A 15269-nucleotide genomic window follows, 5' to 3' on the forward strand; every position below is an offset into this window, starting at 1 on the left:
CGTTTCGTCAACATCTTTTTTTAACGTCACCGCTTAAAAACTGTCGACTCACGCAACCGCCGTTTCTCGCGGCGGCCTTCGCGTCAGGCAATGCATGAAGCGAAGGGGGCGAATGTTAGCGCTAGCGAAACCGATGCGCAACCCCTTCCGAGCAAATTCCTTACTTTCCGACCAGCGCCGCCAGCGGCACAGCGTTCGCCATCGCCGCGTAGCCCGCGTCGCTCGGGTGAATGTGGTCACCGCTGTCGTATTCCCGGCGCAGACGCAGCGGATCGGCAGGGTTGCGCAGCGCCGCATCGAAGTCCACCACGCCGTCGAACGCATGGCTCGTGCGGATCCACTCGTTCACCTTCACACGGATCGCTTCGCGCTCGGGCGGCAGCGCCGCCGGCGTGAGCGTCGCGCCAAGGATGCGCACGCCGCGTGCATGCGCCGCCGCAATCACGCGCCGATACCCCGCGATCAGATCGTCGGCGTTCACGCGCGTATGGGGAAAATCACAGTCGAGGCCCGAGCGCGCCGGCATCGCCTGGAAATTGATGTCGTTGATGCCGATGAGCAGCACCGCCGCCCGCACGCCTGGGCGCAGCGCGTCGCGCTCGAAGCGCCGCTCGAGCGCCTCGCCGTAGCACGGAGAATCGCTCAACAGGCGGTTGCCGCTGATCCCCATGTCGATCACGGCCAGATTGGTGCCTTGCTCGCTCGCGAGACGGCGCGCCAGCGCATCCGGCCAGCGGCGGTTTTCATTGAGCGACGAACGCATGCCGTCCGTGATGGAATCGCCGATCGCAGCGATCGTCAACGCCCCCGGCGCCTCGACCGCCAGCCCCGTCACCCACGCGTATTGGGTGAAACGCTGGGTGAACGCACCAATCGATGGATCAGCCACATGATCGCCCGGCCGCGACACATAGTTCAACTGGCTCGCCACCCGGTGCCATCCGACCATCTTCTGCTGCGGGCCCATATAGGTGCTGATTGCATACGGCGCGGCGCGCTTCAGGCCGATCCGGACCGGATCGCTATCAAGCTCGGCGCCGGGCGGCAATGACACCGCCGCCCGCCCACCGAATGTCACCCGTACCGTCTCCGCGCCACTGACCGCCGCGCCGCCAGCCGAAGGTGCGATCGCCATGGACTCGATCACGAGCGGGGTGCGTCCATATAGATTGCTGATATGCACGCGAGCAACGTCGCCGCCGAGCGTCGGATAGATGATCTGTCGAACCGTGCGACCGGCGACGTCCGGAGCGCGATAGAGCGGCGGCAGCGCATCGCGCTGGGGAATGGACTGAAGCGGAGTCGCCCAGCTCGTCACCCATTGGGCGCTGGAAGGCTGCTCGGCAAAGGCCGGTGCGGAAAAAGCAAGCGGAACGAGCAACGCGGCGCCGGCCGCGATGGTGGCAGGGGAAATCTTCATCCGGGAATGAGTGAGGAGGTAAGCGGGTAAAGCGCCCATTGTGCCCCATAGCCCTGCTCGCGACCTTCCATCGTCCTGACAAAAGCGACGGCGCGGCGACGGCGCGGCGACGGCGCAGCGACGGTACGGCAATCGCGCGGCGATCATGCCTGGCACGCGCAAAATTCGCCACGCCTGGCTGCCAATCCACTAAAACTCAAAGGCGGAGCATCCGATGCTCACCCTCACTCGCGCCCTTATCGGTTGCCATTTAACTTGAGCGCCACGATCCAATAAAATCAGCTACTTAGAAGAATATCTGCCACGGCCGCTCCGAGCGAATTGACACCCAAGTCGAGCGAAGCCACGCAAATTGACGGGAAGATTGAGCGTTTTCGATTTCTCGGTCACAGGATGCCCGGGACGGCGAAAGCAACTCTCCTGCTGTGATAGTCACGTGGCGGCGATGCCGCTTCGCGCAATCGGCAGTGAACGGTCGGCGTGTACTAACTTCGAGTTGTGCCAGTGTTCTCTGCTGTACCGCAAAAATGGGACGCAAAGTGCGCATCGCCCGGAAGACGCATTTCGACCCGACGCGGTCTGCGGTCCCGAGGATGCGGTACCGCAAGGGGGACCTGCCAAGCGCAACTGCCACTGACGCGCAGCCACTCCAACCGCGACCGCTCGTAACGGTGCTCCGCGCGCGCAAGCGCAGCGAGGGACGTCGCTGGATCGTGCTCCAGGCGTTGCAGATCTATGACGCAGAGGACCCGATTTGCGCCATGCGCGCGACGCCTTCGATTGGCGTGTTAGCCGTTCCACGACTCGACGTTCAGGACGATCCGTGCAGCCCGCTGCACATCCCTGGATGGCGACGGGCTTTTCAATCGTGTGCGCTGGCGCTTTGGTGCACGCTCAGGGGGGGAGAAATGCAGACGTTCTTTCCCTGCAGCAATCCGGCGTGCGACGAGGGATTGGAAACGCTCAAACATGAGTTTGGCACTGCCTGCCAGCAGTGCGCGTGGTGCCGCAGGACGGGTGGCGACTGGCGCGAGAGCGCCGAGGGCGACGACGCCTGTCTTTGACGGCGGGGATCAGCCGTTCAGTTGCGACTCGACGTTGAGGACGATCCGGGCGACCGGGTTGTTGTCGGCGGAATCCGGAGCGAACTTGAGCTGGGCGAACGTGACAGCAGCGAAAGCGACGACGACGAGGGCAGCAGATGCGGCGATGCGGGGAATGTATTTCACAGGGACTTCCTTTCGAGGTGTAGGCAGAAACTGGCGAGGCTGACAGGGGGCCGAATCACTTCGGGGCCATGACTGTCGACAACCGGCAAGGCCGCACACGGAGTCCGATCGCGCCCGGCGATCTGGACCGCCCTGCAAAAAGAGGGGCGACCCAAACCCAGCCACTATAAAGGTTTTACCCGTGTGTGCAGTGCGACACCCGGTCGCTAGTGGGTGCTTAGTTCTTGAGCAGCGTTTCGTGATTGAAAGGTCCATGTAGGCCGTAACGAGCAGTGCGGCACTGCGCTTTAGACCAACATGGGATACGCACGCCACCAACGGCGCGTAGGAGATTCCATGGACCATTACATTGTGCTAGCCGTGATTCTGCTAGTCGCTTCGATCGCGTTTGCGTCCGTGCTTTATGTTTGCAGTAGCTCAGGGCAGGAGGCCGGAGCACAGTAGCGCATCTCCATCGAATGACTGGACTCGGCGGCGCCTGGGTCGTTCGAAGCTGCATGGTGGCTGTCTCTTGGTGGCCGGGTGCCGGCGCATGCAATTTGCATACGCAGGTTCAACCTCGTCATGCCGCGATCGGCCGGAAGCGACCCATATCGGACAATCAGTCGAAGCGCACTCCAACGTCCCGTTTCCGGCAGCGAGCGGCCATTCTCATCTCGCGCCATGCCATCGTGGTCCAATTCGAAAAGTCTAACCTAGGCGGTCTGCAAAACGGCCTGTACAACTCGACTTGCTGATCTCTGCACAGCAGGCGAATAGTGTCGTTGTCTTTCGCTCGCATCTCGATTACGAAGGGCGGCTCCATGGCGTCCTCAGTTAGCTTGAAACGCTCTCGAAGTGCTCGTTGAGCTTACTGAAACGTGGGCATTCCTCCGGGGAATATTGCATGCCGGAAATTCGTTTGTCCGGGCGACGCGATTGCCCTATTGTCGGACGGATACGTCTACACGCAATGGAAGTGCCAAAGAGCACTTTTCGTGCATACGCTGGCTTTGAGCAGCCGCAATCACGGCGCGCCGAATCATTTGCACTCCATGCATGCCACATCGGTCGCGCGTCTGATATCAAGGTGCCGCGCCCGCAGACAACACACAAAAAGAACAATTACAAAGCAGTCACAAAATCCGGGAATATACAGGAGTGAATTGTTGAGACAACCCAATCTTTTCATTGAGGATGCGCCGATTAACCGGTTTCATCATTTATTGACCGTGCGCGCATCTGGCGGCTGGCTGATGGATGGCTATATCCTCAGCATCATCGGCGTTGCGCTAACCAGGGTTTCGAGCGCGCTTGCGCTCGACAACTTCTGGCAAGGCATGGTGGCGGCATCAGCGCTCATCGGTATCTTTCTCGGCGGCTTTATCGGCGGTAGCCTCACCGACAAGCTCGGACGCAAGAAGCTGTTCCTCGCCAGCCCGATCATTTTCCTCGTATGTTCGGTCGCGCAGTATTGGGTCGATTCAGGCGTCACGCTTTTTTTGCTGCGACTCATCATCGGCATTGGCGTGGGCATCGAGTATCCGGTTGCGAGCGCAATGCTCGTCGAGTTTTTGCCCGCCCGATATCGCGGCCCACGCCTCGCTATGGTGCAGATCCTGTGGTTTGCAGGGGCCGCACTCGCGTATCTGTTCGGTAATCTCATCTCGGCTTGCTTTGGCGACGATTCATGGCGCCTGGTGCTCGCCAGCCCCGCTTTGTTCGCCGCAGCTGTGCTTGCAGCGCGTATCGGCACGCCCGAGTCGGCGCGCTGGCTCATCAGCAAAGGGCGCAACGCCGAGGCGGAGCAAGTCATTCAGCGCGTGTACGGTGCGGGCTATTCGCTTGCGAATATGGCCATTGCGGCTTGCGCGAAAAAGCATGCCTCGTTCATGAGCGTGTTGCGCTCCGGTTATGGCCCCCGTATGTTTTTTATTGTGGTCTTCTGGACATGCGCGGTCGTGCCGGTCTTTGCGGTGTATGCGTTTGTCCCCAAGGTACTGGCGGCGTTCGAACTGAAGGGCGGATGGGCGGATTTTGGTTCGACCGTCATCACTTCGCTTTTTGTCGTCGGATGCATCGTGGCCACGCAGTTGATCAATCGTCTGGGCCGCCGGCGCATGCTGATTCACAGCTTCCTATGGTCGGGACTCGCGTTGCTCGTTCTCGCTTTCTCCCATCAGGACAGCAAGTTCCTGATTCTCTCGCTGTTCGGGTTCTATGCCGTGTTCATCGGTGGTGCGCAGGTTCTGCAAACGGTTTATCCGAATGAGCTCTTTCCCACCGAAGTCCGGGCCGCTGCAATGGGAATGGGCACGTCGCTCTCACGCGTGGGGGCGGCCATTGGAACCTGGTATGTGCCCGTCTCGCTGCAATCGCTCGGTATTGGAAATACGATGCTGGCCGCCGCAGTCATCACGTTCGTCGGCTTGATCGCTGCGATTTTCATGGCGCCCGAGACTTGCAACATGAGTCTGGAAAGTGCGGCGTCGCTCGAACGATAAACGCCGTAAACTGAAAGTGAAAAGCGGAGACCGGATTCGAAATCCGGCCTCCGCTTCTTTTTTACTGCTTGATTCGAGCGCTTTCGGCCTTATGCCGTAGCCGTTCCGCTCGTCGCGGCAATCGCCCACTGCGGCGCGTCCTGCAACGCGACGGGGCGCAGGAAGCGCTCGATCGCCGCATAGCCGACCGAGGTCGTTTGCGGCTGCGTCGAAGCGGGCCACGGGCCGCCGTGCTGCTGCGCGTCGCACACTGCCACGCCGGTCGGCACGCCGCCAAACAGCACACGCCCCGCGATACCCTGCGCAGCCGCGGCGAGCGCGCGATTCGCGGGCGTATCGGCTTGCGCGCCCCACAGCGTGACCGTGAGCGAACCTTCCACCGCGCGAAGCACGTCGAGCGTTTGTGCTTCGTCGCGCACCTTCACGATCAGCGCGGCCGGGCCGAACATTTCTTCGTGCAATGCGGGGTTGGCGACGAACGTCTGCGCGTCGGTTTCGAACAGACGCGGGGCGGGCGCGGCAGCTTCCTCGTTTTGCGCCGTCGCGGCGAGACGCACGCGCACGCCTGCTTGCGCGGCGATGTGCGCAGCGGCGTTTTCGAAGCCGCGGCGCATGGCTGCCGTGAGCATCGGATGCGACTTTTGCGTAGATAACGCCTGCGCCAGTGCCTGTGCAAAACCCTTGCCGTCTTCATTGTCGCGCACGACGATCAGACCGGGGCTTGTGCAGAACTGCCCGCAGCCCATCGTGATCGAGGCAGCGAGCGTCGCAGCGGGCGTGTCGACGCCTTCGGCAAGCGCCTGCGGCAGCACGACCAGCGGATTGATAGAGCCAAGTTCGCCATAAAACGGAATCGGCCGGCGGCGCGCATTTGCCGCACGCCACAAGGCCACACCGCCCTGATACGAACCAGTGAACGCCACGGCGGCCACATCGGCGTGACCGACGAGATGCACCGCCGCCTCGCGCGACGCCTGATCGACGAACGCGATCACGCCTTCGGGCAGGCCCTGTTCGCGCAGCACACGCCCAGCCAGCGCATGCATGCGGCGCGACAGTTCGGGATGGCCCGGATGCGGCTTCACGATGACAGTGCAACCCGCTGCGAGCGCCGAGGCCGTATCGCCGCCGAGCACCGAGAAGGCGAACGGAAAATTGCTCGCCGAGAACATCGCCACGGGCCCGAGTGGCAGATGCACGCGCGTGAGGTGCGGACGGCCCGCGGGCGGTGCGCCGGGCACGGCTGCGTCGTCGACGTGACGGTTGGCGATGCCTGCTTCCACGCGCTCGGCAAAGCCGCGCAGCTGGAATGCAGTGCGTGCGAGTTCGCCGTTCAAACGCGTGGCGCCGAGCGACGTTTCTTCATCGGCGATGGAAACGAGTTGTGCCGCATCGCGCTCCAGCGCGTCGGCGAGGCCGCGCAGCAGGGCGCTGCGCACGGCGCGCGAAGCGGCACCGTAAGTCGCCTGGGCTCCATGCGCGAGCGCGACGTTTGCGTCGATGTGCCCGAAAGCCGCCGTCATGTGGTTTTCTGTCTGCATTACGTATTCACTCCGGGTTAAAAGAGACCGCGCGCGGCGAGATTGGCGTAAAGGGCGCGCACGCCGAACGTCCACGGTTCGATTTGAGTGCACAGGCGCACAGTGTTGACGATGGCGCCAAGCGGCGGCGCGCTGATCGTGACGCGGTCGCCAATGTGATGGGTGAAGCCGCCGCCGGGCGCGTCGCGGTCCTTGATCGGCGAGAACATCGTGCCGAGGAACAGCATGAAACCGTCGGGATACTGATGGTGGCGGCCCCAGGCCTGCGAGACGAGATCGAGCGGGTCGCGGCTGATTTCCTGCATGTGGCTCACGCCTTCGAGCAGGAAGTCGTCATCTGCGCCTTCCACGCGCAGCGACACGCTGGTGGCGCGAACCGTATCGAGCGTGAAGGTTTCGTCGAACACGCGAATGAACGGGCCAATCGCGCACGAGCCGTTGTTGTCCTTGCATTTGCCGAGGAGTAGCGCAGAACGGCCTTCGATATCGCGCAGATTGACGTCGTTGCCGAGCGTAGCCCCGACTACTTCGCCGCGGCTGTTCACCGCGAGCACGATTTCGGGTTCGGGGTTGTTCCATGCGGAAGCGGGATGCAGACCGATATCGGCGCCGAAACCGACCGAGGACATCGGCTGGGACTTCGAGAACACCTCGGCGTCCGGCCCGATGCCGACCTCCATGTATTGCGACCACGCGCCACGGCGCTGCAGTTCTTCTTTCAGCTTGCTCGCGGCTTCGGAGCCGGGTTTGATTTTCGAAAGGTCGGTGCCAATCAGTTTCGTGATTTCTGCGCGCACGTCCTGCGCCTTTGCAGGATCGCCGCCGGCCTGTTCTTCGATGACGCGTTCCAGGAGACTCACGGCAAAGGTCACGCCGCAGGCCTTGATGGCCTGCACATCACATGGCGCGAGCAAATGAGGTTGGTTGGCGTCCCGTTCCGCGTCGAGGCTGTGCTCGAGCAGTGACCGTACATCGCCAAGGGGTTCGCCAGGGGAGTTGCGCACGATCTCGGCCAAATCCTCTCGATCGAACAGATCTGCTGTGGTCGGCGCAGTTTGAGAGATGTCGAAGGCCATACCGTCGCGAACGGCGACGACGCATGGGCCGGCGCCCGCAGGAGTTTCTCGCCAGACTCGTCCAACCAGCAAGGCACGTCCGAAATCGCGTGGAAGATAAGCGGATGTTGAGATCATTATGAGCATTCAAAGAGTGATGGACATATGACCCGAATCGTAGGGAGCAACATCGCCCTGAAGCAAACGAAATCTCGTCATGGCGCCTTCCGGGGCGGAATACCTTGCCTCCACGTCCGGAAATCGCGAAAGCGGCATGTGGCAGGCGCTTCCGGTGAGCGCGGCCACACGACCGGGTTACTTTTACGTTCGCCGTGTTCTGCCGACAATGCCACCCGGATCCATTGGAAAAGAGTAGTTCAACGTATGCCTACTGGGAATGGTCGCCGGGAAACCATCTCCGTATAATCGGATGATCTGGAGGGAATTCCCGTGGCGACGCAAAGGTGAAGCGATGACTAACGTTCTGAGGATGTTGAATTCGTTGCCTCCGATCGAGACGCTTGTGTGCTTTGAGTCCGTCGCCCGGAGCGGGAGTTTTACGGCAGCAGCGCGCGAGCTTTCGATTACACAGAGCGCAGTGAGCAAGCAGATCAAGGCTTTGGAAGAGGCGCTTAATTGTGCGCTGTTTGACCGGCATGCGCGCGGCATCACGGTGAGCCGGGCGGGCGCAAGCTTTCTTGAGGAAATAGAGCCCGTGCTGTACAGGCTGCAGCGAGCGGTACAGAAAGCCCGGAACGCGCAGTCCGGTGAAGCTGTAACCATAAGCTGCACACTGTCCGTTGCACACTATTGGCTTTTCCCCAGAATCGTTCGTTTCAATCAGAAGTATCCGGACATTACGGTGAGCGTCGTTTCGACCAACGCCATGAATGAACACAGCGTAGGGGAAAACGACCTGGGCATCCTTTATGGATCAGGCGACTGGACGACCTTGGAGAGCGCACCGCTCATCCACGAGATCGTCTACCCGGTGTGCAGTGCCGATATGCAATTTCCCGAACCTGCAACACCAGGTGAACTGCGTTCGTTGCCGCTTATACAACTTGATTCGCACCAATGGGACTGCCTCGACTGGCAGGACTGGTTCGATCATTTTGGTGTCGACTATCAAATCCCCGGAAAGGCGATTACGTTCAACCAGCTGACTTTGACGCTAAACGCGGCGCTCGAAGGACTCGGGGTGAGTCTCGTCTGGGATTCCATGGCGCGCACGGCCATCGACGCCGGCAAACTGAAGAGAGTCGGCCAGTTCCAGTTTGAGACGGGGCGTGGCGACCATCTCGTCTATGTGAAACACCGTCCTCTCAGCACGCAAGCCGCTACATTCCGGGATTGGCTGCTCACCACGATCTGATCAGCAGGCATTCCTTTGACGCCTGTCCGGCTGAGTTTGGTATGTCCTATGCCAAACGGGAATGTCGGTTGACTTTGCACAGCGCTGGACGCGTCTGGCAGCGCCTGGGGAATACCCGATACGAAGTGCCAGCTGAACCACGCAAGCAGCCATTCCTTTCACGTTGCATTCCGCGCAGGAATGTCACATGACGCGAATTCGTTTGTGCTGAACCCCGTGTTCTTGCATCGTCCCGGTATGGCTCAACTGAGAACGGCAATGCAAAAGATAACGAGGTTTCCACGTGTGGATGGCGATTTGGGTTGGCTTGAGACGGCCCCCGATACCAATGTCGCGTTTGGTCCACGACTGAAGGGCAACCACGAATTTGACTACGTCGTGATTGGCGCCGGTTTCACCGGAATATCCGCCGCCATGCGGCTTGCTGAGAATGAACCTTCGGCACGCATCGCGTTGGTGGACGCCTTGCGGGTCGGGGAAGGGGCATCAGGGCGGAACGCCGGGTTCCTGATCGACTTGCCCCACAACATGAACTTTGCGAAAACCGGTGTGGAGCATGCTCGCTCGCTGTTTCGCCTGAACACGTTTGCCATTGAAAGGCTGCGACAGTTCAAGGACAGGTACGCGATCCCGTTCTGGAATGACGCGGGGAAGTACATGGCGGCACATGAGGAGAGCAACCTTCCTGGTCTGGAGAACTTCGCAGGCATGCTCAAGCACGCAGGGTTCGACCACGACCTCGTTACCGGTCCGGAACTGACCCGACGGCTCGGCACGCCTTACTATCGTTCGGCGGTTTACACGAAAGGGAATGTACTGGTCAATCCGGCGGCCCTTGTCCGCGGCCTGATCAAGGCGCTCCCCCGGTCTGTCACGTTGTTCGAAAACAGCCCGGTTCAGGCTATCGAATACGGTCCCCCTCACAAGCTGAAGTTTATCGGTGGGGAAATTTCGACGCCTATAGTTGTGCAGGCAACGAACTCATTTGTGGAGCAGTTTGGAAAGCTTCCCAACCGGATCGTACCGATCTTCACATACGCGAGTTTGACTCAGCCCTTGACTGAGCGACAACTTGCGCAGCATTTCAAGGGAGTCAAACCGTGGGGGCTGACGTCGGCGCATATGGCGGGGACCACGGTCCGGTTCACAGACGACAACCGGATCTTCATCCGTAACACGTACGACTATCTGCCTGAACTGAGAAGCACGGGCGATGAACTCGACGCGGCATGGCGTCAACACCGTGCCTCGTTCGAGGCGCGTTTCCCATTCCTCAAGGAAGTGACTTTCGACTACACCTGGGGCGGGGTGTTCTCGATAACCCAGAATCACGAGCCGGCGTTTTCGCGGGCTGACGAAGGCGTCTACGTGATCAGCGGCTGCAACGGCGTCGGCGTGGTGAAGGGCACCTATCTCGGGTACTACATGGCGGACTATATCTGCGGAATCGAGAGCGATGATCTGAGCTTTATTCTGGAGAATTCGAACCCGTCATGGGTGCCGCCAGATCCGCTTCGCTTTGTCGGTGCGCGCGCTCGTATTGCGTGGGCGGGCGTTACAGCAAAGGGAGACGTCTAAAGGCTCGCGCGAGCCCGTATGCTATGACGCCATAACGCGCTGGCTTTTCAAGCTAACCCAGATTAGGGGGACTGGTGGGGATTCTGTCGATCCCCTCGTCCGCATTCGACGCCTGGGGCATTTACGCGACCGTATGCCAAATGCCCAGACCATGAAGGGGTAGCGGGAGTGGTTATCCCTCTCACAAGGGAGTGAGCGTCCCCGTCAGGCGAACACGCTCGACCACTGCCCAGCAGCAGTACAAATGGGCCATGTGCCCCTCTGCAAACGGGGCGAGCCAGGCACCTTGGGATCGCCACCGACTGATGCCCCAGCGGCGCGTGAAGCGGTCACAGCCCGTTCCTGATTGCACGATGCCCGCCGCGAGGCGCCCGAATCGTTGTCCCCAAAGCGAAGTACGACTTGCCCGGCTTTGACCTTTCCTGGTTTGCGAAACGTTCCCAACGCAGCATCACATTCGCTACGGCATCGCGCTGAGCGGGATACGTGTATTCCACTACTCGTGTTGTTGCGCGTGAGCATCTTGCAGTGCAGTGATCAAAACGCTCGCTGCGGTGGCCGTGCCTCCACCGTCTTGCATTCCCACCGGGAATTGCTGCTGCTTCGCAGCAAGCAAATATAGGGTTACCCCTATAAAAGGTATTCCAACTCAGCATATCTCATGCGGCGATTTCGTTTGTGCGGTCGATATCGGCTTCGTAATCTCATATCAACGGTAGCAACCGAGTAGCTCGGTAGCGGTGGGAATGGCCACTACCGACATCGCCTTAACATTCAACCTGGTATCGCAATGGACATCTTTATCCAGCAGCTCCTGAACGGACTCGTACTCGGTAGCATCTACGCCATCATCGCGCTCGGCTACACGATGGTGTATGGCATTCTCGGCATCATCAACTTCGCGCATGGCGACGTGCTGATGGTCGGGGCGATGGTCGCGCTCTCCGCGATCAACGTATTGCATAACCACTTCCCTGGCCTCGGGAGCATTCCCACGCTCTGCGTTGCGCTCGCGGTCGCCGCGGTCGTGTGTGCGGTCGTCGGGTACACGATCGAGAGAGTGGCGTACCGGCCGCTGCGCCGCGCGCCGCGTCTCGCGCCGCTGATCACCGCAATCGGTGTGTCGATCCTGCTGCAGACGCTCGCCATGATCATCTGGGGCCGCAATCCGCTGTCGTTCCCCCAGCTCATCTCGACCGACCCGATCAACGTCATCAAGCCGACTGAAACCGGTGTTGGCGCCGTGATCTCGCCGACGGAAATTGTCATCATCGTCGTCGCATTCCTGGTGATGGCGGGCCTCCTGCTCCTCGTGCACAAGACCAAGCTCGGCCGCGCCATGCGCGCCATCGCCGAGAACCCGAACAATGCCTCGCTGATGGGCGTGAACCCGAACTTCGTGATCTCGGCCACGTTCATGATCGGCTCGGCGCTCGCGGCGCTCGCCGGCGTGATGATCGCCTCGGAATACGGCAACGCGCACTTCTACATGGGTTTCATCCCCGGCATGAAGGCCTTCACGGCCGCGGTGCTGGGCGGTATCGGCAATCTCGGCGGCGCGATGGTCGGCGGTGTGGTGCTCGGCCTGATCGAGCAGCTTGGCGCGGGTTACATCGGGAATCTGACCGGCGGTGTGTTCGGCAGCAACTATCAGGATGTTTTCGCATTCATTGTGCTGATCATCGTGCTCGTGTTCCGTCCGTCGGGGCTCCTGGGCGAACGGGTTGCAGACCGCGCGTAAATGATGCGGCCTACATATCAATATCGGAGACACGAAACCATGACTTCCCTTCAACGCATTGAGCCGTCTATGTCGCTCAACCCGGAGAAGAATCTGACGAAGACGCTGACGGTGGGCATCGTCACTGCCGTTATCGTCGCGCTGCTGCCTGTTCTGGTGGGTGCAGCAGGCGGCAACTACTGGGTGCGCGTGCTCGACTTCGCGATGCTCTACGTGATGCTCGCGCTGGGCCTAAACGTGGTGGTGGGCTTTGCCGGCCTGCTCGACCTGGGCTACATCGCGTTCTACGCGGTGGGTGCCTATACGGCCGCATTGCTTACTTCGCCGCACCTGACAACGCAGTTCGCCTGGCTCGCAAGCCTGTTCCCCAATGGCCTGCAAACGCCGTACTGGATTGTCGTGCCGGTCGCGATGGGCGTCGCTGCGATCGCCGGGGTTCTGCTCGGCGCGCCGACACTGCGTTTGCGCGGCGACTACCTCGCAATCGTGACGCTCGGTTTCGGCGAAATCGTGCGGATCTTCATGAACAACATGGACCGGCCGCTGAATATCACCAACGGTCCTCAAGGGATTACGGGTGTTGCGCCTCTGCACATCGCGGGCTTCAACCTCGCGCAGCCCCACACGTTGCTCGGTTTCGCGTTCACGTCCGTGTACATGTATTACTACGTGTTCGTGATCTGCGCACTGCTCGTGATCTGGGTGTGTACGCGCCTGCAGCATTCGCGAATCGGCCGCGCGTGGGCCGCGATCCGCGAAGATGAAATCGCCGCCAAGGCCATGGGCATCAATACCCGCAACGTGAAGCTGCTCGCGTTCGCGATGGGGGCGTCGTTCGGCGGTCTCTCGGGTGCCATGTTCGGTTCTTTCCAGGGTTTCGTTTCGCCCGAGTCGTTCACGTTCGTGGAATCGATTGTGGTTCTTGCCTGCGTGGTGCTCGGCGGTATGGGCCACATCCCTGGCGTGATTCTCGGCGCTGTGCTGCTCGCAATCTTCCCCGAGTTCCTGCGCTCGACAATGGGTCCGCTGCAGCACCTGCTGTTCGGTCACCAGATTGTCGACACGGAAGTCATTCGCCAGCTGCTCTATGGCCTCGCCATGGTCGTCATCATGCTGTATCGCCAGGAAGGCCTGTGGCCTGCGGCGAAGCACGAAGACAAGATCGCGAAGATCGCCAAGCGGGCGGGCAAGACGCCGGTGCGCGTTTAACGGACAGGAGTGAAACGAGATGAGCAACCAACCTATCCGCCTGTCCGTGAAGGGCGTGAACAAACGCTTCGGCGGCCTGCAGGCGCTGTCCGATGTGGGCCTGCAGATCGAGGCCGGCACCATCTACGGACTGATTGGTCCGAATGGTGCAGGCAAGACCACGTTCTTCAACGTGATTACCGGCCTCTATACGCCGGATTCGGGCGAGTTCCGGCTCGACGGCGACACCTACACGCCGACCGCCGTGTACCAGGTGGCGAAGGCCGGCATTGCGCGCACATTCCAGAATATTCGCCTCTTTGGCGGCATGACCGCGCTCGAGAACGTGATGGTGGGCCGCCATGTGCGCACTAAGCACGGCCTGCTTGGTGCAGTGTTTCAGACGCCGGCCGAGCGCAAGGAAGAGCGCGAGATCAAGGAGCGCGCGATTGAACTGCTCGAATACGTGGGCATTTCGCAGTACGCCGACTACACGTCGCGCAATCTCTCGTACGGCCACCAGCGCCGTCTGGAGATCGCCCGTGCGCTAGCGACAGATCCGAAGCTGCTCGCGCTCGACGAGCCGGCGGCCGGTATGAACGCGACCGAGAAGGTCGAACTCACGCGCCTGCTAGACAAGATCCGCGCCGATGGCAAGACCATCCTGCTGATCGAGCACGACGTGAAACTGGTGATGGGCCTGTGCAACCGGATGACAGTGCTCGACTACGGCAAGGTGATCTCCGAGGGGCTGCCGCAAGACGTGCAGAAGGACCCGAAGGTGATCGAGGCATATCTGGGCGCGGGGGTTCACTGATGGCTACGCCGGTTCTGAAAATCAACGGGCTGCAGGTCAATTACGGCGGCATTCAGGCGGTCAAGGGCGTGGACATGACGGTCCAGCAGGGCGAGCTCGTCACGCTGATCGGTGCGAACGGCGCAGGCAAGACCACGACGATGAAGGCCATCGCGGGTCTGAAGCCTTACGCGGCAGGCAACATCGAGTATATGGGCCAGTCGATCAAGGGCGTACCGGCGCACGAGCTTTTGAAGCGCGGCCTCGCGATGGTGCCGGAAGGCCGAGGCATCTTCGCGCGCATGTCGATCCTCGAAAACATGCAGATGGGTGCGTACCTGCGTACGGACAACGACGGCATCAAGAAGGACGTCGAGCGCATGTTCGGCTTCTTCCCGCGCCTGAAGGAACGGGCCACGCAGCTCGCGGGCACACTCTCGGGCGGCGAGCAGCAGATGCTGGCCATGGCGCGCGCGATCATCAGCAAGCCGAAGCTTCTGTTGCTCGACGAGCCGTCGATGGGCCTCTCGCCGATCATGGTGGAGAAGATCTTCGAAGTGGTCCGCACGATATCGAAGGAGGGCATCACGGTGTTGCTTGTGGAACAGAACGCACGGCTCGCGCTGCAGGCGGCGAACCGCGGCTACGTGATGGATTCGGGTCTTGTGACGATGGAGGGCAATGCGAAGCAGATGCTCGACGATCCGAAGGTGCGCGCGGCTTACCTCGGTGAATGATTGGGTGCTCGAGAGTGCCGAGTTCTTGCTCGCCATTTTCACGGTCTCGGCTCGACGCTCGAGAGCGTTAGTCCACTTCTCGGCGATCCACTGCCGTTTGCCTAAGCGCCGCAGCACTTCTTGTAT

Annotated in this window: 11 protein-coding genes; 7 read left to right on the forward strand and 4 right to left on the reverse strand. The window is 60.9% G+C overall.

The window, feature by feature from the left end; translation table 11 throughout:
* Window positions 1-160: 160 nt before the first annotated feature.
* Window positions 161-1420, reverse strand: a complete 1260-nt coding sequence (locus L5014_RS37480; RefSeq protein WP_238468910.1) for an SGNH/GDSL hydrolase family protein — start codon at window positions 1418-1420, stop codon at window positions 161-163.
* 1073 nt (window positions 1421-2493) lie between these two features.
* Window positions 2494-2649, reverse strand: coding sequence for a hypothetical protein (locus L5014_RS37485; RefSeq protein WP_238468911.1), 156 nt, complete (start codon window positions 2647-2649; stop codon window positions 2494-2496).
* An 860-nt stretch (window positions 2650-3509) separates the two neighbouring features.
* Here L5014_RS37485 and L5014_RS37490 point away from each other — a divergent pair.
* Entirely contained in the window at window positions 3510-5132 is a 1623-nt protein-coding gene (locus L5014_RS37490) for an MFS transporter (RefSeq protein WP_238468912.1), read from the forward strand.
* Between the two features lie 89 nt (window positions 5133-5221).
* Here the strand turns inward: L5014_RS37490 and L5014_RS37495 are convergent, their stop codons facing one another.
* Together L5014_RS37495 and L5014_RS37500 are read right to left on the reverse strand one after the other, a co-directional pair.
* Window positions 5222-6673, reverse strand: coding sequence for an aldehyde dehydrogenase (NADP(+)) (locus tag L5014_RS37495; protein WP_238468913.1), 1452 nt, complete (start codon window positions 6671-6673; stop codon window positions 5222-5224).
* A gap of 17 nt (window positions 6674-6690) precedes the next feature.
* Window positions 6691-7866, reverse strand: coding sequence for a fumarylacetoacetate hydrolase family protein (locus L5014_RS37500; RefSeq protein ID WP_238468914.1), 1176 nt, complete (start codon window positions 7864-7866; stop codon window positions 6691-6693).
* A gap of 334 nt (window positions 7867-8200) precedes the next feature.
* On the opposite strand from L5014_RS37500, the gene L5014_RS37505 reads away from it, so the two are divergent.
* From L5014_RS37505 to L5014_RS37530, 6 genes are all read left to right on the forward strand, one after another.
* Window positions 8201-9103 carry a LysR substrate-binding domain-containing protein gene (locus tag L5014_RS37505; RefSeq protein WP_238468915.1) on the forward strand — a complete coding sequence of 301 codons (903 nt, stop codon included), beginning with the start codon at window positions 8201-8203 and terminating at the stop codon, window positions 9101-9103.
* A 258-nt stretch (window positions 9104-9361) separates the two neighbouring features.
* Window positions 9362-10681, forward strand: a complete 1320-nt coding sequence (locus L5014_RS37510) for an NAD(P)/FAD-dependent oxidoreductase (RefSeq protein ID WP_238468916.1) — start codon at window positions 9362-9364, stop codon at window positions 10679-10681.
* Window positions 10682-11471: 790 nt separating this feature from the next.
* On the forward strand, window positions 11472-12422 hold the full coding sequence (locus L5014_RS37515; protein WP_238468917.1) for a branched-chain amino acid ABC transporter permease: 951 nt from the start codon (window positions 11472-11474) through the stop codon (window positions 12420-12422).
* Between the two features lie 39 nt (window positions 12423-12461).
* On the forward strand, window positions 12462-13631 hold the full coding sequence (locus L5014_RS37520) for an ABC transporter permease subunit (protein WP_238468918.1): 1170 nt from the start codon (window positions 12462-12464) through the stop codon (window positions 13629-13631).
* 19 nt (window positions 13632-13650) lie between these two features.
* Window positions 13651-14427, forward strand: a complete 777-nt coding sequence (locus L5014_RS37525) for an ABC transporter ATP-binding protein (protein WP_238468919.1) — start codon at window positions 13651-13653, stop codon at window positions 14425-14427.
* Window positions 14427-15143, forward strand: coding sequence for an ABC transporter ATP-binding protein (locus L5014_RS37530; RefSeq protein WP_238468920.1), 717 nt, complete (start codon window positions 14427-14429; stop codon window positions 15141-15143). The genes L5014_RS37525 and L5014_RS37530 overlap by 1 nt, the downstream gene beginning before the upstream one ends.
* The last annotated feature ends 126 nt before the right edge of the window (window positions 15144-15269 follow it).

This window comes from Paraburkholderia tagetis (assembly GCF_022213065.1).
GTDB classification, from domain to species: Bacteria; Pseudomonadota; Gammaproteobacteria; order Burkholderiales; family Burkholderiaceae; genus Paraburkholderia; species Paraburkholderia tagetis.